The sequence below is a fragment of the Bacteroides sp. AM16-13 genome (assembly GCF_003602705.1).
GTDB classification, from domain to species: domain Bacteria; phylum Bacteroidota; class Bacteroidia; order Bacteroidales; family Bacteroidaceae; genus Bacteroides; species Bacteroides xylanisolvens.
The window spans coordinates 250,154-270,270 of sequence record NZ_QTLK01000002.1; the positions used below are offsets into that span (position 1 = coordinate 250,154).

The window sequence follows — 20,117 nt, forward strand, 5'->3', positions numbered from 1 at the left end:
TACAATTTGCATGCAAATGTATTAATCTAGAGATTAAAGTTAGTCAATAATTGAGCATTCCTTATTCTTTCCTCTTTTTCAAAGTATGCTAAATAGTGCTCGGTTACAGATAAGTTAGAGTGTCCCAAGCTTTCAGAAATATATGAGGTTTTCGCACCTCCACGTTTTAATACTGTAGCAAAAGAATGCCTTGCCGTGTAAGTCGTCAACTGAAAAATTCCAATGTCTTGGGCTATTTTTTTAAGTCTTCTGTTACATTTGGTTATAATACGCCGTACCAATCTAATCTTTTCAAAGGCATCTTCAGATCCTCTAGCATATTTAAAAATATACGTTTGCGGGCTTAATCTTGGATTACCCCATTTTTGAATAATATTCCACATTTCAGGAGTAATGATTGCATGTATCTCTTTGTTATGTTTGGTAGTTCGAGATGTCTTAGAGCGTACAAAGCATATTTCTCCATCCATAATATTTGAATACTGAAGAAATAATAAATCCATAAAATTAATGCCATTACATAAATAAGAAAACACCCAGAGATCCCTAAATTCTTCTATATCTTTTGTTTCACATTGATAAGACATTACTTTTTTTATTTCAGAAAGAGTAAGTGCTAATTTACGTCCACACCCTTCAGAAATTTCATATTTATTCTTTCCAAAAGGAAAAGATGATTCTTTTATGATACCATCATGTACAGCACGATTTAAGACACACTTTAAAGCTCGGAAATAAATACTTATGCTTGAATAGCTTTTACCTTCTGATATCCAAAATTTTTCACAACGTTTAAGCCAATCAATTGTAATGTTTTCCAAAGGTATAGTGGAACCTCCGAAATCTTCTAAACTTTTTAAAGCACTTTGATAATTTAAGTAAGTGTTTGCTTGTTCATTGGCTTCCAGTTCTTTCATTTTTAAGCGAAAAGCACTGCGCAAAGTCATATCATTCATCTGCCTTCCTAACCTGGCGCTTAATGTTTCAATACTAAATTCTCCTTTTTGTATCAGTTCGTTAACTTGTTGCTTAATAGTTGAAAAACTACTCTCTATATCTGATCGAATTTCTGCCAATAACCGGCTTTTTACTTTTAATAACCTTGCCCAATCTTCTTTTGACAATTCTTTCCCAGTTGAGTAATATTTTTGCTTTCTTCTATATACCACTTGAACTTTAACAGGAAATTGTCCACTCTTTTTTGCTCTTCTGGTATCTAATATGGTTAAAACCGAAATTCCATCTTTTGAATATTTGAACATAAAATGAATATTTATATCTATACAATAGGTAAAGCATACATATATTGTATGCAAAATGTATGCAAATGTAATAAATCAGCCTGATTTTAATAAATGCATAAGCTTCTATTTATCAAATATTTGAGTATTTATTTTTCAATTAGAAATCTACCTATTCTATTTTTTTGATAAAAAAAATCTTATCTTCGTTTAGTAAGGTTACAACATAAAATGTATTACTATTGAATAAGCGCTTATGGAATTTATTTTAAGTATAACCTTTAAATTTATTAATTATGAGAAACAGAGATACATGAAACCTTTGTGTGAAAACGGTAATCTCATTTACCGCCTCTAATTACAAATTCTCTAAAAACTATTTCTAATTAAAAAGAATAAGATGAAAGAAATTATAAAACACAAGTTTTCATACTTGTTATTCTTCCTTTTGTTGGTTTCGTGTTTTGCTTCAGCTTATGGGCAAGAACGAACGATCACTCTTAATCTATCGAAAGTACCCTTGAACACTGCTTTGAAAGAAATTGAGAAACAAACTTCAATGTCAGTAGTCTATAACACAAATGATGTCGATATAAATCGTGTCATATCTATCAAGGTAACAAAAGAATCTTTGAATAATGTAATGAATCAGTTATTCAGAGGAGTAAATGTCAGTTTTTCAATAGTAGATAATCATATTGTACTTTCTGCGAAGAGTAATAAAGAAGAGCAGCAGAAAAAAACACCAATTACTGCAAGTGGTACTGTTACTGATTCAAAAGGAGAACCATTGATTGGAGTTAGTATTTTGGTAAAAGGAACTTCAAATGGTACTATCACTGATATGGATGGAAATTTCAAAATACAAGCAGCTAAAGGTGATGTACTTGAAGTATCCTATATCGGTTATGCCTCCCAAACAATCACGCTTGCCAACGCACAACCTATAAAAGTAACTTTAGGAGAAGATACGCAAGTATTGGACGAAGTAGTTGTTACTGCATTGGGTATCAAGCGTGCAACTAAGGCGTTAAGTTATAATGTACAAGAGGTAAAAGGTGACGAATTGACAGCTGTAAAGGACGCCAATTTTATGAATTCACTATCAGGAAAGGTTGCCGGTGTTCAAATTAATAGTGGTGCAACCGGTGCTGGTGGTGCCACACGTGTTGTTATGCGTGGTATGAAATCTCTGACTAAAGATAACAATGCATTGTATGTAATTGATGGTGTACCTATTTTTAATACAGGAAAAAGCGGTGGCGAAGGATTATTTGGAGAGATGGGAGGATCAGATGCTGTTGCTGACTTAAATCCGGATGATATTGCTAGTATTAGTATGATGACCGGTCCTTCTGCGGCAGCACTATATGGTTCTGCTGCGGCAAACGGTGTTGTTTTAATTACTACTAAAAAAGGCCAAACAGAGAAAACTACCATAACAGTATCCAACAGTACTACTTTCTCTAAAGCATATATTATGCCGGATATGCAGAACCGTTATGGTACAAGTTCCGGATTATTCAGCTGGGGAGAATTGACAAACCGTCGATATAACCCATCTGACTTCTTTGAAACAGGATCCAATGTTATCAATTCGGTAGCATTATCTACAGGAAATACCAAAAACCAGACCTATCTTTCTGCTTCTACAACTAACTCCGGTGGAATTCTTCCGAATAACTCCTATAACCGTTATAATTTTACGGCACGTAATACCACCCATTTCCTGAATGATAAACTTACTCTGGATATCGGTGCACAATATATCGTTCAGAACAACAAAAACATGGTTTCTCAAGGACAGTATTATAACCCTCTCCCATCACTGTATCTATTCCCTCGTGGAGACAACTTTGACGAAATTCGTTTGTATGAACGTTATAATACTAACTACGGCTATATGGAACAATATTGGCCTTATGGTGATGCAAGTTTGTCATTACAAAATCCATATTGGATACAAAATCGCATCAACCGTACTTCCAACAAGAAACGTTATATGATGAACGCTTCTTTGAAATGGCAGGCTACAGATTGGCTCAATGTTGTCGGTCGCGTCAATCTGGACAATTCCGACTACCGGAATAAAAACGAAAAATCAGCTTCTACATTAACAACATTCTGTGGTGTAAGTGGTGGTTTTGAAGATGCCATGCGTCAGGAACGTTCTTTATATGCCGATTTCCTGGCTAATATAGATAAAACATTTGGTGATTTTCATTTAACAGCCAATGTTGGTGCTTCCATATATCATACTTCAATGGATCAGTTATATATTGCAGGTGACCTGGTTATCCCCAACTTCTTCCAGATCAACAATATTAATTTCTCCGCCAACTATAAACCGGACCCTACCGGATATGAAGATGAAATTCAAAGTATTTTTGCCAGTGCTGAATTAAGTTGGAAAAATCAACTGTATCTAACTGTAACCGGACGTAATGACTGGGATTCAAAACTCGCATTCTCCAAACAAAAATCGTTCTTTTATCCGTCAGTCGGTTTATCGGCTTTATTATCAGAAATGGTTAAACTACCAGAGGTGATTTCTTATGCTAAAATACGCGGTTCGTATACAGTGGTAGCCTCTTCTTTCGATCGTTTCCTTACTAATCCGGGGTACGAATACAACAGCCAGACACATAACTGGGCGAATCCGACCGTATATCCGATGGACAATATGAAACCTGAAAAGACTAAATCCTGGGAAATCGGTTTGAACTTGAAATTCTGGGGAAATCGTTTTAATTTAGACGCTACTTACTATCGTTCTAACACACTGAACCAAACATTTAAGGTAGATATCCCCTCTTCTTCCGGATATAAACAAGCGATTGTACAAGCTGGTAACGTGCAAAATCAGGGTATTGAATTAGCTTTAGGATTCAGTGATAAATGGGCAGGATTCGGATGGTCTTCTAATGCAACCTTCACTCTAAACCGTAACAAGGTGAAACGACTGGCAAGCGGTAGCGTGAATCCCGTGACAGGAGAAGCTATCCAAATGGATGAAATGAATGTGGGTTGGTTAGGTAAAGAGAATGTAGCTCCTCGCGTCATCCTGACAGAAGGAGGTTCCATGACTGATATCTATGTATACAACCAACTGACAAAAGACAATAACGGTAATATAAAAGTCGATCAGAATGGTAATCTGGGTATCACTTCATCAAACACTCCGGTAAAAGTAGGTAATCTGGATGCTGATTTCAATCTCGGATGGACCAATCATTTCACTTATAAAGAAATTGATTTAGGAGTTGTATTATCAGCCCGTGTAGGCGGATTAGCTTATTCGGCTACTCAAGGTATTTTAGATTATTATGGAGTATCCGAAACATCTGCAACGGTTCGTGATAATGGTGGTATACCTATTAATAACGGCAAAGTTAACGCCCAAAAGTATTACCAGACTATTGGTACGGGTGAAGGTGGCTACGGTCGTTATTATCTATATAGTGCAACCAATGTACGTTTGCAGGAATTAAGTCTAAACTATACACTTCCTAAAAGATGGTTTAAAAATGTGGCGAATGTTACTTTGGGTATTGTAGGACGTAATTTATGGATGATTTATTGTAAAGCCCCATTCGACCCGGAATTGTCTGCCTCTACCTCCAGTAACTATTATATGAATGTAGACTACTTTATGCAACCTAGCTTGCGTAACTTCGGTTTTAATGTGAAAGTTCAATTCTAAAAGAAAAAGCTAATGTTATGAGAAAATATTTAAGAAATATCACAGTCGGTGCCGCTCTGTTGTTACTGGCAGGAAATTGTACCGATAAATTTGAGGAGTATAATACGAATCAATATCAAATTCATGATGCAGACCCTGCGACTTTGATGAAGTCTATGATTGAAACAATTGTGAATATTCAACAGAATGACTCTCAAATGCAAGATCAGATGGTGGGACAGCTGGGCGGCTATCTATGCTGTTCTAACACATGGAGTGGTACAAACTTCAGCACATTCAATCAGAGTGATGCCTGGAATGCTACCCCCTGGAACACTCCGTTTGAAAAAATATATGGAAACTTTTTCCAAATACAGGAAGCAACTAATTCTACGGGACATTATTATGCTTTTGCGTGTATGATACGTGCAATAACGATGCTTCGTGTAGCAGACTGTTATGGACCGATGCCTTATAGTCAAGTAAAGAAAGGTAATTTTTATGTTTCTTATGATACTCAGGAACAAGTTTATGCAAATATATTAAGTGATTTAGCTAATGCTGCTGACGTTCTTTATAATTATTATGTAGAGACTAATGGTAACGCACCATTAGGTGCCAATGACCCGGTTTTCGATGGAAATTATTCAGGTTGGGCTAAGCTAGCCAATTCAATGCGTTTACGTGTTGCTATGCGAATCAGCGGAACATGGCCTGGCATTGCTCAAGAGGCAGCTGAAGCAGCAGTAACACATAAAGCAGGATTGATTGAAAGTAATTCGGATAATGCTATGCTTTCTTGTGGCACACAGAGTAATCCATATCAACTGGCAGCTGTAAGTTGGGGTGATCTGCGTGTGAATGCAAATATTGTAGATTATATGAATGCATATGGCGATCCACGTATGCCGAAGTTCTTTAATAAGTCTACCCTTGCCGGGAAAACAGATAAATATGTAGGTATGCGTACTGGAGATGCCGATTTTAAAAAGGCAGATGCAGCAGGATTCTCTATTCCTGCATATACGGCAACTTCTAAATTAATGGTTTTCTGTGCTGCAGAGACAGCGTTTTTACGTGCAGAAGGAAAATTGCGTGGTTGGAATGTCGGTTCTAAAACAGCAAAAGCCTATTATGAAGATGGTATTAATTTGTCAATGGAACAATATCAGGTTTCAGCCACTGAATACATGAAGATTGACGAAGCTCCTGTCGTATCACATGAAAGTGATGCTGTGCAAAATGCTACTGCTACAATTACCAATACAGTGAGTGTGATGTGGGATGACAGTGAGGCTGACAACGTAAATGGAAAGAATTTCCAACGTGTCATTACTCAAAAATGGATCGCCAATTATCCATTAGGATTGGAAGCATGGGCTGAATATCGCCGTACAGGTTATCCGGAACTTTATCCTTGTATCGACAATCTATCAGATTGTGGTGTGAGCAGCCAACGCGGTATGCGTCGTTTAAGCTTCCCTTATACAGAGGCACAAAACAATAAAGCCAATTATGATCTGGGAGTAGCAGAACTAGGCAGTGCTGATAACGAAGCTACTGACTTAAAGTGGGCTAAGAAGAACTAATTTATATAATGCATAAAAAGAACTTTTATGAAGAAAATTTATTTATTATACATTGTACTCATATCACTGGCAACGACCTCATTGATCGGTTGCAGTGACTGGACGGAATCGGAAACAAAAACTTTTCCCGAATCGATCGTATCGGATGAATATTATGCGGCCTTGCGTGCCTATAAGCAGACAGATCATCAGGTAGCATTTGGTTGGTTTGGTGGCTGGAGTGGTGAAGGCGCTTTTATGAAAAGTTCTCTGGCTGGTATCCCGGATAGCGTAGATATCGTTTCTATCTGGGATAATGGAACAAATCTTTCAGAAGCTCAACGTAAGGATATGGCTTTTTGCCAAAACATGAAAGGTACAAAAATTGTATACTGTTCAATTATCGGTTCTGTAGGAGACAAATTAACTCCTCAAAACATACTGGATAATTGGGAAGAAATGGGATATAATAGTGAGCAAGAAGCGATTAACGCATTTTGGGAATATCCTTCAGACGAAAGTAACATACAGGCAGTAGAAGTTTCAATACGCAAATACGCAAAAGCTATTATAGATACTTTAAATCTATATGGCTACGACGGATTTGATATAGATTATGAGCCTGTGGCTGGACCATACACAGGAAATATAGTTGATAAAGATGAACATTTGTTTTTCTTTATTGATGAACTAGGCAAGTATCTGGGTCCAAAGTCTGGAACAGGAAGACTACTGGTTATTGATGGTGAACCTCAAAGAATTACTACCAAGCCTGAAATTGGAACTTACTTTGATTATTTCATTATTCAGGCCTATAAACCTGGTAGTGATTCAAATCTAGACAAACGACTGATTGACGGTAAGGTTTGGGGACCGGGATTGGTAGAAACTTTCGGCGGAGTAATGTCCGAAGAGCTAATTACAAAAAGAACCATAATGACCGAAAATTTTGAGGCAACCGATGCTGCCATGGATGGTGGTTATCCTTATACCGACCGTTATGGAAATAGCATGAAATCTTTAGAAGGCATGGCACGTTGGCAGCCTAGAAATGGTTTCCGTAAAGGCGGGGTAGGAACTTATCACATGGAAGCTGAATTTGGTACCTCACCGGAATATAAGAATATACGCCGTGCTATTCAAATTATGAACCCGTCATCACATTCATTACTTAAAAATTAATGTAAACTATGAAACGTATGAATTATATAAAAATTTTATGCTTCTCCGCAGTCATTACAGGCTTAGGAAGTATAGTAAGTTGTGGAGATGCAAAATACGATACTTTAGATACACATGCTTATATTGAAGAAGCACTTTCCAGTACAAGTCAGAAAGTAACAGTACAAGCTTCTGGAGAAAGCTTTACTACCTTAAATGTGCATCTAAGTAATCTTTCTTCTACTGATAATCACTATAAGCTGGTCACAGATCAATCAGTATTGGATGCTTATAACCATATAAATGGAACCGGATATATAATGTTGCCCGAAGGATATTATACATTACCGGAAACCATTACAGTGAAAGCCGGACAATATGCTACTGATGCCCTTTCTATTGCTTTGAAAGCTTTTAGCCAGGAAATGATGAAGTCAGGAGAATCATATGCACTGCCTGTAAAACTTGTATTGCAGGATGGAAGTATTTCACCGATGGAAAATACCGGAACCTTTGTTATTTTGGCAGAAAGTATTATCGAATTTTCAGCTCCAATGTTTGTTGGCGCTCCTAGCTTAAAAGCTAATAAATTCACAGAATCTCCCGAAACGTATTCACAATATACGATAGAGGTTCGTTTTCAGGTAGCCAACACAGCTGACCGTGACCGTGCAGTCTTTAAGAACGGAGGAGATGATGCAAACTTCATCCTTTTACGTTTTGAGGATCCTCAAAGTGACAATGAAAATTATAAGGCACATTCATTAGTACAGATTGTAGGACGTAACCGGCTTTATTTGAATCCAAGTAATTCTTTCAAGCCAAACGAATGGCAACATTTAGCATTGGTCTGTGATGGTTCCAACTATCGACTTTACATAAACGGAGTTGATTCGGGTGTGTTGAGTATACCAACAGGAGCTACAACTTTCTCTGATGTAAATTGGTTCTGCTTAGGTGATGATTCTTATAGTAGATGGGGAAACTGTAAAATTTTGATGAGTGAAGCACGTATTTGGTCCGTAGTTCGTTCCGCTTCTCAAATTCAGAATAACATGACGCAGGTTAGCCCTAAATCTGTAGGTTTGGAAGCTTATTGGCGATTCAATGAAGGACAAGGTAATGTGTTCGAAGATGCAACCGGTAAAGGTCATACTTTGACAACTTCTGCTACTCCTACCTGGATTGACGGTATTTTATCTACAGACAAATCTACCGAATGGAAATAGTAATAATTTAATCGTATGTACATATGAAAAATATATTTCAATCACTATCAATAGCAGCCCTACTCGGCTTGTTTGTTCCTTTCATTTCGTCCTGTAGTGATGATGAAGAAGCTTTTAACGAGTGGAATGCTACGTATGTGTCTCTACAGAGAAATGACTACTTGTCAGGTAACGTCAAAAAGTTTAATCTGACTCATGATGCGAATGGAATCGGAGGAGATGAAATTAAGATGGCTTTTACTGTAAAAACACAGAAAGCAGTCTCTACAGATATGGTTATCGCATTAAGTGCAAAAAGTGAAACAGAAGGGCTTGATGCAAGCCAGATCGTTTTAAGTTCCTCACAGGTTACTCTCAAAGAAGGACAGATGACTTCTGAAGAAATCACTGCAACGGTCGATCCAACGATATTCGCCAGTATCATGGAAAAAACAAGTTTCTCTTTCAGTGTATCAATCAGTAATGTAACTACCAATGATAAGAACACTGTCATTAGCAGTAATTTAAGTATCTTACCTGTCATCATTAATAAAGCTGCCTACTGTAATCTAAAAAGTGGTACTCCTAGCAATAGCCAACTTATCAGTAATCGTGCAGGTTGGATTGTTAATGTGGAAGAAGGAGTAGACGGCGCACCTAATAATTTAATTGATGGCAAGACTGGAACTGACGTTGCTCTGAATAATAAAGGCTTCTGGTTCACCGTTGATTTAGGAGAAACTAAGGTTTTAACAGGCATCAAAACGAATCATTGGGGAAATGCATATGCTCCTAGAGAAGTGGAAATATTACAGTCTGAAAATGGTACGACATGGAAATCATTGAGTTCATTAGCAATACCCGGTAATAGTACACAAAACATCACGTTCATCTCTCCTATTACTACGCGATATCTAAAATATCAGATTATCACTATCTCTACAAACGGTCGTACGGATGTTACAGAATTTAATGTTTACGAACCCAAAAGTGAGTAAGTATTTATGAATAGATAACTATAAAAATATAGAATAGAGGCTATCAAACAGGCCTTAAGTTCATAAAATCACCCTCATTACAATGAACTGCACCCCAAAAGTTGAACACAAAACTTAAGGAGTGCAGTTCAGTCATGTAGTGAGGGTGATTTCTCGTGTTAAAGACTATCTAATCAAATCCCATTCCAATCAGTTTGCCACTACATATATGTGAAATGCCCCCAGAAAGTTATGTATCTAACTTTTGGGAGCACTTCACATCTTTATATAACGAACAAACCTTAATCTGTCAAGATCTAATTAGACAGCCTTTTAGAAACACTAACCTATCTCTTATTTCTTCATCACTCGGACAATCCGTCCGTCTTTCTTATAAGAAAAATGATTTGTATGCATCAAAACATTCAGTATTTCATCAGCAGTGCTATCAGTAGAGAATTCACCGGTAAACCGTTCTGATTTCAAAGCATCATCCTTATAGATAAATTTAATATCATACAACTTCTCCATAATATTGGTTATTTCCAATAAAGAATGTTGCTTGAATTCCAACTTACCTTTCATCCACAGGAGCACATCCGTAGGCTGGTTATATTCAATCAACTCTGCCTGATAAGTATCCGTATTCACATTCAATGTCTGTCCCGGTTTCAGTAAATAGCCATTCTCTTCCGTTCGTGGAGAATCCACCCGCACCAAACCTTGAAGCAAGGTAGTCACTACCCTATTCTCTTCTTCACGCGCACGCACATTAAATTTCGTACCAAGCACACAAGTCTTGATTTGTTTACTGTTTACGATAAATGGAGCATGTTTATCATGGGAAACCTCGAAATAAGCTTCACCCGACAAATCGATTTGGCGATCCGAACTCCAGAAAGAATTATGATAAACTAATTTAGAAGATGCATTCAGCCATACCCTACTACCATCCGGCAGTACAGTCTGTGCTCTCTGTCCGGCAGCAGTTATCACCTCATAATCTGAAAGTTTATTGGAAAGTAATCCCCAGGCAATTCCACCGGCAAAAACAAGTCCGGTAAGAAAAGCAGCAGACACAGTAGCATAACGTCCCCAACGGATTGAGATATTTTTCCGTTTAGTCTTTTTCTCCTTTTCTCTGATAGCCGACTTAAATTTATCTAATGACGCCTCTGTATCTATAGCATTCATCACCGCTATACGTTCACCTACAAAAAGAGTATAATAAAGTTGCTCTAAAGTTTTCCGATTCCCCGGTTCTTCCTCGCACCAAGTTTCCACCCGGGCAGCTTCTTCATCATTACATTCACCCTGCAGATAATTCAACAAGATAGTTTCATCCATGCTCATTTAACCTTTTTACAATAAAAAAACTATAAAACCTTTGTAGTAATACAGTTGTGAGTACAAATATACTAAACGAAAAAAGAAAAAAATATTTTTTCTCGCATTTTTATTTCATTTATCTACTTCTTTCATTATTTTTGTCTTACATAAATTAAAAGAGAATGCCACAATCTCCGATATATTTGGATATTAATAATAATAAGTCCGTCATCACTGCCTTAAAAGCAGGAGAGGAAAAAGTTTTTGACGTCGTCTACAGACATTATTTCCGTAGGCTATGTGCTTTTTGTTCTCAATACGTAAGTGAGCAGGAAGAAATAGAGGAGATTGTGCAGGAAACAATGATGTGGCTGTGGGAAAACCGTTGTACTCTGATGGAAGATCTGACACTCAAAACTCTTCTTTTTACGATTGTCAAGAACAAAGCCCTCAACCGTCTTTCCCATTTTGAGATTAAACGAAAAGTACATCAGGAAATCGTAGATAAATATGATAGTGAGCTCAATAACCCGGACTTCTATTTGAGTGATGAGCTTTTCCGTCTATATGAAGAAGCATTAAAAAGACTTCCGAAAGAATATCTCGAAGCCTACGAGATGAACCGTAATCAACATCTGACGCATAAAGAAATTGCCGAGAAACTGAATGTATCTCCACAAACGATTAATTACAGAATTGGACAAGCTTTAAAGCTATTACGAGTAGCTTTAAAAGACTATCTACCTTTATTCATACTTATTTTCGGACCTAATTTTTTCGAACAATCATGAAATCAAACTTCGTATTTAGTAGTTCAAGCCTGTTTATCGGACTTTTTCTTTTCTTCTTCACAGAAAATGTATATTCACAAGAATCTGCTGAAAACTGGACTCTTAAACAAGCCCGCCAATGGACACAGAAACAAGAATGGGCGAACGGGCTGAAGGCAATGCCTCATAAGACAACCGATTATCAGGAGTTTGCCTCACAATATCACAAGAACAAGAAAGTGTGGGACAAGACTTTCCAATGGCTAGCTACCCACGACCTCGTAAATATGCCTGCCGGACGATACGAAGTAGATGGTGAACATTGCTACATCAATGTGCAGGATGCAACAACACAAGATGTCAGTAAACGTAAAATTGAAGCACACCGCCACGGCATCGATTTGCAATATGTAGTAAAAGGTACCGAACGTTTCGGAATTACTTCAGCCGAATATGCGGAGCCTATCACCGAATATAAACCGGATGTTACTTTCTACAAAGCCAAAAAAATAAAATATGTAGATTCCACTCCGGACACATTCTTCATGTTCTTCCCTAAAAACTTCCATCAGGCATTAGTAAAAGCCGGGAAAGAACCGGAAGAGATACGAGTAATCGTTGCTAAAATCGAATATATCCCTTAAACAAAAACATGAGTGAACTTTTAGTCTATAAAGCCTCTGCAGGTTCGGGTAAAACATTTACCCTGGCCGTGGAATACATCAAACTATTAATTTTCAATCCCCGTGCCTACCGGCAAATTCTCGCTGTAACCTTTACCAATAAGGCAACAGCAGAAATGAAGGAACGTATTCTTAGTCAGCTTTACGGCATACAGATAGGTGATAAAGATTCGGAAGCCTATCTCAACCGTATCAAAGAAGAGACAGGAAAAACAGAGCAGGAGATACGGGAAGCGGCAGGCATTGCCCTTAGCTATATGCTGCATGATTACAGCCGGTTCAGGGTAGAGACTATCGACTCATTTTTCCAATCTGTCATGCGTAACCTCGCACGGGAGCTGGAACTTAGTCCGAACCTGAATATCGAGTTAAACAACACCGAAGTTCTTAGTGACGCCGTAGATAGCATGATCGAGAAACTAGGTCCCACTTCCCCTGTCCTCGCATGGTTATTAGACTATATCAATGAGCGAATTGCCGATGATAAACGTTGGAATGTATCAGACGAAGTTAAAAGTTTCGGACGCAATATTTTCGATGAAGGCTATATTGAAAAAGGAGAAGGACTTCGGCAACGATTGCGTAATCCGAACACCATCAAAGAATACCGCAAACAACTGAAAGCTCTGGAAACGGAAATACTGGAGCAAATGAAAGGATTCTACGACCAATTCGAAGGAGAACTAGATGGCCACGCATTAACTGCTGATGATCTGAAAAACGGTTCACGCGGAATCGGAAGTTATTTCCGTAAACTGAATAATGGCGTTTTAAGCAATGATATCCGTAATGCCACAGTAGAGAAATGCTTGGAAGATGCCAAGCACTGGGCAACCAAGACTTCTCCCCGTTATGCGGACATCATCAACCTAGCTAATTCCAGCCTTATACAAATTCTGGAAGATGCTGAAAAGTTGCGTTCCAAGAATAATTTGTTGCTGAATAGTTGCCGGTTATCCTTGCAACATCTCAATAAAGTGCAACTTCTCGCCAATATCGACGAAGAAGTACGTCAGTTGAACCACGACAACAACCGTTTTCTGTTGTCAGACACGAACGCCCTGCTTCACCAACTGGTGAAAGACGGTGACTCCTCTTTTGTATTCGAAAAGATAGGGACAAATATCCATAATGTCATGATAGACGAGTTTCAGGATACCAGCCGAATGCAATGGGGCAACTTCAAACTGCTCTTGCTCGAAGGGTTGTCTCAAGGAGCAGACAGTTTGATTGTAGGAGACGTCAAACAGTCCATTTATCGTTGGCGGAATGGTGATTGGGGAATTCTCAACAGCCTGAATGACCACATCGAGCATTTCCCGATCCGCGTCAAGACGTTAGCCACCAATCGGAGAAGTGAAACGAATGTCATCCGGTTTAACAATCGAATCTTCACAGCTGCTGCCAACTATCTGAACGGAGTGTATAAACAGCAATTAGGCAAAGATTGTGAGGATTTGCAAAAAGCCTATGCCGACGTTGTGCAGGAATCTCCCCGAAGTACAGAAAAAGGATACGTTAAAGTCTCTTTTCTCGAACCCGACGAAGAACATGACTATACCGAGCAGACACTTATTAGCCTAGGATCAGAAGTGGAAAACCTCCTCACCTCCGGAGTACAGCTTAATGACATCGCCATCTTAGTACGAAAAAATAAAAGTATTCCCCGTATTGCCGATTACTTTGATAAGGAGCTACACTACAAAGTGGTATCAGACGAAGCCTTTCGCCTTGACGCCTCTCTTGCCATTTGTATGATGTTGGACGCCTTGCGATTTCTTTCCGACGAAAACAATAAAATAGCACGTGCCCAGCTGGCCATAGCCTATCAAAACGAAGTTTTACAAAAAGGATTGGATTGGAATACCCTCCTACTCCTCCCTGCCGAGAATTATCTTCCCGCCGCTTTTCTTGAAAAGATAAAAGAATTAAGGCTAATGCCTCTCTATGAGCTATTGGAAGAGCTTTTCAGTATATTCGAGATGAATCTTATCAAAGACCAGGATGCCTACTTATTCGCATTCTTCGATGCTGTCACTGACTATCTACAAAGTAACTCTTCCGAACTCGACGGATTCATCCGGTATTGGAATGAAACGTTATGCAGTAAAACAATTCCAAGCGGAGAAGTAGAAGGAATCCGGATTTTCTCCATACACAAATCCAAAGGATTGGAATTCCATACCGTGCTCCTCCCTTTCTGCGACTGGAAACTGGAGAATGAGACCAATAACCAACTTGTATGGTGTACCCCGCAAGCAGCACCATTCGACGCGTTGGATATTCTCCCTATCAACTACTCCACCCAAATGGCAGAATCTATTTATGGAAACGACTACCTGCAAGAACGTCTCCAACTTTGGGTAGATAACCTCAATCTGTTATACGTTGCTTTTACCCGTGCAGGAAAAAACCTTATTATCTGGAGCAGAAAAAATCAAAAAGGTACCATGTCCGAACTATTGGCAAACACTCTCCCAATCGTAGCTAAGGAAGAAGGTATTGATTGGGAAGAAGACTGTTACGAACAAGGACAACTATGTCCGTCAGAAAAAGAAAGAACAAAGACATCAACCAACAAGCTAACCCAGAAACCGGAAAAGCTCCCTATCCGGATGGAATCCATGCGCCATGATATTGAGTTTCGTCAGTCCAACCGTTCAGCGGACTTCATCCAGGGAATTGAGGAAGAAGATTCGGACGACCGCTTTATCAACCGCGGGCGTATGTTACACACCCTGTTTTCTGTTATTGAAACAGCAGAAGATATAGATCCGGCCATCGAACGACTTATTTTTGAAGGAGTGATCAGAAATGATGAGAAAGAAAAAGTAGCCCGCGAAGTTGCAACGAAAGCTTTTTCTTCTCCTGAAATTCAAGATTGGTATTCCGGAAAGTGGACATTATTTAATGAGTGTGCCATTATCTATAAAGAAAAAGGAGTGCTGCAAACCCGTCGCCCGGACCGCGTAATGATGAAAGACAACCAGGTTGTTGTGGTTGATTTCAAATTTGGTAAGGAAAACCCTAAATATAATAAACAGGTAAAAGGCTACATGCAACTACTTACCAAGATGGGATATAAGAATATCACCGGTTACTTGTGGTATGTGGATGAAGAAAAAATAGAAAAAGTATGAAAGCAGTTCCCCTCATTGGCATCGCCCGCCATCGACTAACTATTGACGGTGAAGGAGTTACAACATTAGTTGCTTTTCATGGTTGCCCGTTGCGTTGCAAATACTGTCTCAATCCGACATCTTTGCAGCCCGATGGTGCTTGGGAGAGTTATGATTGTAACCAGCTCTACGAGGAAGTACGCAAAGATGAACTTTACTTTTTGGCGAGTTGCGGCGGAGTCACATTTGGCGGTGGAGAACCTTTATTACAAAGCGAATTTATCAGGCAATTCCGTCAACTCTGTGGCCCGGAATGGAGAATCACTGTCGAAACCTCTCTCAATGTTCCGCAACAGAATGTAGAAGAACTGATTTCTATTATAGACAATTACATAGTCGACATCAAAGATATGAATAATGACATCTATCAGCGATATACCGGAAAGAATAATGAAAACGTCTTAGGTAATTTACGATATTTAATCGGGCAAGACAAAACCAAGCAAATCGTTATTCGGACACCACTCATCCCCTCCTATAATACGGAGAAGGATATTGACCAAAGCATAGAACTTCTGAAAGAAATGGGAATTACCCAGTTCGACCGGTTCACTTATAAAACCCCTAATGATTAATGACATGGTACGAGGAAAACAAACTTGCAAAATTTTAAAAGAGATTCGTCGGCAGATAGCTGAAGCGAATGATATTGAATTCATCACCTCTGAATGTCAGTATCAGGGAGACTGTTTGGGCACTTGTCCCAAATGCGAAGCGGAAGTTCGTTATTTGGAGCAGCAGCTTGAACGAAAACAGATAGCGGGAAAAGCAATCACAGTATTAGGCATATCTGCAGGGCTGATAGCCATGACTCCAATGACTTCATGCACTAATTCGGCTAATAAAGGAATGAATAAAGAAGTGTCTAGTGATACAACTTCCTATGAAAATCTCATTATGGGAGAGCCTGTCCCCACTCCGGCAGAAGACACCATCATTGCCTCCATAAAAGATGCACCACCTCCCCCGCCACCAGCGCCAACACCCGATGATGTGCTAGAAGGAGATATTTGTGAAGAACCACCTGTAGTAGTTGGATTTATTGCCCCCGATATATCAAATACTTCACTGTCGGTTAGCGATACACTGGAAGTAGCTCCGGTTATGCCGGAATTCCCGGGAGGTCAACAAGCATTAATTCAATTCCTTGGAAAAAAAATAAAGTATCCGACAGTCGCTCAAGGAGAGATGGGACTACAGGGACGTGTAATTATCCGGTTTGTTGTTGATAAGGAAGGAAATGTAGTCAACCCCAAAGTTGTACGCAGCGTAGATCCTTACTTGGATAAAGAAGCATTGCGCATCATCAACCAAATGCCCAAATGGAAACCGGGAGAACTGGAAGATGGTACTAAAGTAGCTGTTTATTTCACCGTTCCAGTTATGTTCCGGGCACAATAAATATATGAATTAGAAAAAACTTAATTAATATGCAATCATTTCTCCAACTAGTCGCTCACGATTTATATGCCAAAATAGGAAATGACCTGTCACGTACAGCACTCATTTTCCCCAATAAACGTGCTAACTTGTTTTTCAATGAATATTTGGCAGGAGAATCCGATCAACCGATCTGGTCACCAGCCGCCATGAGTATTAGCGACCTGTTTCAGAAACTATCAGTACAAAAAAGCGGTGACCCTATTCGATTGGTTTGTGAGCTTTATAAAGTATTCAAAGAGGAAACACAGAGCCAGGAAACATTGGATGATTTCTACTTCTGGGGAGAGTTGTTGATTAGTGATTTTGATGATGTGGATAAGAATATGGTTGATGCCGACAAACTATTTAGTAATCTGCAAGATCTGAAAAACCTGATGGACGACTATGAATTCCTCGACAAAGAACAGGAAGAAGCCATTCAACAGTTTTTTCAGAATTTCTCCATTGAAAGACGAACCGAACTCAAAGAGAAATTTATTTCCCTTTGGGACAAACTAGGCACTATCTACCATCATTACCGGGAAAACCTGACAGAGCTAGGCATCGCATACGAAGGCATGCTCTACCGGAATGTGATTGAACAACTCGATACCGATCAACTCAAATACGACAAATACATATTTGTCGGTTTCAATGTACTGAACAAAGTAGAAAACGAATTTTTCAGAAAGCTGAAAGATGCAGGCAAAGCACTCTTTTATTGGGACTACGATATTTTCTACACCCAACAAATCAGAAAACATGAAGCCGGAGAATTTCTGAAACGTAATCTGAAGGAATTTCCGAACGAACTCCCGGAAAGCTTTTTCGACACCTTCAAAGAACCGAAAAAAATACGTTATATTTCCGCTTCCACCGAGAATGCACAAGCCCGTTTCCTCCCCGAATGGATCAAAATGATTACGGACAATCATTCACAAATCGCTGAAGAAAAGGAAAAAGAAAATGCCGTAGTACTTTGTAATGAAGCCCTGCTGCTCCCTGTACTTCATTCCATTCCGCAGGAAGTGAAGAATGTCAATATCACCATGGGATTCCCATTGGCTCAAACTCCTGTTTATAGCTTTATCAATGCCGCTATGGAGCTACAAACCAACGGTTATCGCTCCGATACCGGCCGATTCACTTACGAGGCGGTATCAGCCATATTGAAGCATCCCTATACCCAGCAAATCTCATCCCATGCCGGTCCACTGGAACGCGAACTAACCCAAACAAACCGCTTCTATCCACTTCCATCGGAACTGAAGCAAGATGATTTCCTGGCTACCCTCTTCACTCCCCGTAATGGCATTAAAGAGCTATGCGATTATCTGATTGAATTAATCAAAGATATTTCAACCATTTATCGCAAAGAAGGGGAATACAATGATATTTTCAATCAACTTTATAGAGAATCCCTCTTCCAAAGCCATACCAAAATCAACCGTCTCTACAGTTTGATTGAAAGCGGAGAACTAAGTATACGCACCGACACCCTGAAACGACTGATTACCAAAGTATTGACAGCTTCCAATATTCCTTTCCACGGAGAACCCGCTATCGGAATGCAAGTTATGGGAGTATTGGAAACACGTAATCTGGACTTCCGGAATCTCATCATATTATCTCTCAACGAAGGACAACTCCCCAAATCCGGAGGAGAATCTTCTTTTATTCCCTATAACCTCCGGAAAGCTTTTGGCATGACCACTATCGAACATAAGAATGCAGTGTATGCCTACTACTTCTATCGTCTGATACAGCGGGCAGAAAATATCACTCTGCTCTACAATACTTCCTCAGACGGTCTCAACCGTGGAGAAGAGTCCCGCTTCATGCTGCAATTACTCGTGGAAGGTCCGCATGATATCACTCGTGAGTATCTGGAAGCCGGACAATCTCCGCAAAGCATCCAAGAGATACAGATAGAAAAAACACCTGAAGTACTAAGACGAATTTATCGTACTTACAATAGCACTAATCCTTCATCGGTAATTCTCTCCCCTTCCGCTCTCAATGCATATCTTGATTGCCGGTTGAGATTCTATTACCGTTACGTAGCGGGATTAAAAACACCGGATGAAGTCAGTGCAGAAATTGATTCAGCTTTGTTTGGAACCATTTTCCATCTCTCTGCCCAATTGGCATACACCGATCTGACTGCCAATGGAAAAATGATACAGAAAGAAGATATTGAACGCTTATTACGTAATGAAGTAAAGTTGCAAAGCTATGTCGATCAAGCCTTCAAGGAAGAATTATTCAAGGTCGCTCCCGAAGAAAAGCCCGAATATAACGGCATACAGCTTATCAACTCCAAAGTAATTGTTTCCTATCTGAAACAATTACTCCGCAACGACCTTCAATATACTCCTTTTGAAATGGTCGCCATGGAAAAGAAGGTTTCAGAAGAGATAACCATACAAACGGGACAAGGACCGTTCACTCTCCGCCTGGGTGGGACAATCGACCGTATGGATGCTAAAGAAAGTACCCTGCGGATTGTTGACTACAAAACAGGAGGAAGCCCTAAGATTCCAGCCAACATCGAGCAACTGTTTACACCATCGGAAACACGCCCGAACTATATCTTCCAGACTTTCCTGTATGCCGCTATCATGAGCCGGAAGCAATCATTAATGGTAGCTCCTGCCCTGCTCTACATTCATCGGGCAGCATCGGAAAGCTATTCGCCTGTTATTGAAATGGGAGAACCCCGCAAACCGAAAATACCGGTAAACAACTTCGCCTTTTTTGAAGATGAATTCCGTGAACGCTTACAGGCATTATTAGAAGAGATCTTTAATGAAAAAGAGCCTTTCACGCAGACAGAGGACACTAAAAAGTGTTCGTATTGCGATTTTAAAGCTATCTGCAAGCGATAGATTAAATTA

13 protein-coding genes are annotated in these 20,117 nt (G+C 39.3%); 11 read left to right on the plus strand and 2 right to left on the minus strand.

Annotation, left to right across the window (positions count from 1 at the left end):
• Positions 1–26: 26 nt before the first annotated feature.
• Positions 27–1,262 carry a site-specific integrase gene (locus DW173_RS02370; protein WP_049702915.1) on the minus strand — a complete coding sequence of 412 codons (1,236 nt, stop codon included), beginning with the start codon at positions 1,260–1,262 and terminating at the stop codon, positions 27–29.
• 379 nt (positions 1,263–1,641) lie between these two features.
• Here DW173_RS02370 and DW173_RS02375 point away from each other — a divergent pair, with 379 nt between their 5' ends.
• Genes DW173_RS02375 through DW173_RS02395 form a run of 5 tightly spaced genes read left to right on the plus strand, consistent with a single transcriptional unit; the run spans position 1,642 to position 9,858 of the window.
• Positions 1,642–4,944 (plus strand): TonB-dependent receptor, encoded by a 3,303-nt coding sequence (locus tag DW173_RS02375; protein WP_120143616.1) that lies wholly within the window; start codon positions 1,642–1,644, stop codon positions 4,942–4,944.
• A gap of 17 nt (positions 4,945–4,961) precedes the next feature.
• Positions 4,962–6,512 (plus strand): SusD/RagB family nutrient-binding outer membrane lipoprotein, encoded by a 1,551-nt coding sequence (locus tag DW173_RS02380; RefSeq protein ID WP_117808913.1) that lies wholly within the window; start codon positions 4,962–4,964, stop codon positions 6,510–6,512.
• A gap of 27 nt (positions 6,513–6,539) precedes the next feature.
• On the plus strand, positions 6,540–7,673 hold the full coding sequence (locus DW173_RS02385) for a glycoside hydrolase family 18 (RefSeq protein WP_120143618.1): 1,134 nt from the start codon (positions 6,540–6,542) through the stop codon (positions 7,671–7,673).
• An 8-nt stretch (positions 7,674–7,681) separates the two neighbouring features.
• Positions 7,682–8,881, plus strand: a complete 1,200-nt coding sequence (locus DW173_RS02390) for a DUF1735 and LamG domain-containing protein (RefSeq protein ID WP_008647359.1) — start codon at positions 7,682–7,684, stop codon at positions 8,879–8,881.
• Between the two features lie 23 nt (positions 8,882–8,904).
• Positions 8,905–9,858: a DUF4999 domain-containing protein gene (locus tag DW173_RS02395; RefSeq protein ID WP_087317957.1), complete on the plus strand. Its 954-nt coding sequence runs from the start codon at positions 8,905–8,907 to the stop codon at positions 9,856–9,858.
• A 333-nt stretch (positions 9,859–10,191) separates the two neighbouring features.
• On the opposite strand, the gene DW173_RS02400 is transcribed toward DW173_RS02395, so the two are convergent.
• Positions 10,192–11,184 carry a FecR family protein gene (locus tag DW173_RS02400; protein WP_120143654.1) on the minus strand — a complete coding sequence of 331 codons (993 nt, stop codon included), beginning with the start codon at positions 11,182–11,184 and terminating at the stop codon, positions 10,192–10,194.
• A 164-nt stretch (positions 11,185–11,348) separates the two neighbouring features.
• On the opposite strand from DW173_RS02400, the gene DW173_RS02405 reads away from it, so the two are divergent.
• From DW173_RS02405 to DW173_RS02430, 6 genes are read left to right on the plus strand one after another with little or no spacing between them, the layout of a single operon-like run.
• Positions 11,349–11,957, plus strand: coding sequence for an RNA polymerase sigma-70 factor (locus DW173_RS02405; RefSeq protein ID WP_008640553.1), 609 nt, complete (start codon positions 11,349–11,351; stop codon positions 11,955–11,957).
• Positions 11,954–12,580, plus strand: coding sequence for a YhcH/YjgK/YiaL family protein (locus DW173_RS02410; protein WP_120143620.1), 627 nt, complete (start codon positions 11,954–11,956; stop codon positions 12,578–12,580). The genes DW173_RS02405 and DW173_RS02410 overlap by 4 nt, the downstream gene beginning before the upstream one ends.
• A gap of 8 nt (positions 12,581–12,588) precedes the next feature.
• The gene (locus DW173_RS02415) at positions 12,589–15,759 is read left to right on the plus strand and encodes a UvrD-helicase domain-containing protein (RefSeq protein WP_120070475.1); all 3,171 of its coding nucleotides are present in this window, start codon (positions 12,589–12,591) and stop codon (positions 15,757–15,759) included.
• On the plus strand, positions 15,756–16,373 hold the full coding sequence (locus DW173_RS02420; RefSeq protein WP_120070472.1) for a radical SAM protein: 618 nt from the start codon (positions 15,756–15,758) through the stop codon (positions 16,371–16,373). The genes DW173_RS02415 and DW173_RS02420 overlap by 4 nt, the downstream gene beginning before the upstream one ends.
• 4 nt (positions 16,374–16,377) lie before the next feature.
• Positions 16,378–17,199 (plus strand): energy transducer TonB, encoded by an 822-nt coding sequence (locus DW173_RS02425; RefSeq protein WP_233562082.1) that lies wholly within the window; start codon positions 16,378–16,380, stop codon positions 17,197–17,199.
• Between the two features lie 29 nt (positions 17,200–17,228).
• The gene (locus tag DW173_RS02430) at positions 17,229–20,108 is read left to right on the plus strand and encodes a PD-(D/E)XK nuclease family protein (RefSeq protein ID WP_120070466.1); all 2,880 of its coding nucleotides are present in this window, start codon (positions 17,229–17,231) and stop codon (positions 20,106–20,108) included.
• Positions 20,109–20,117 lie beyond the last annotated feature (9 nt).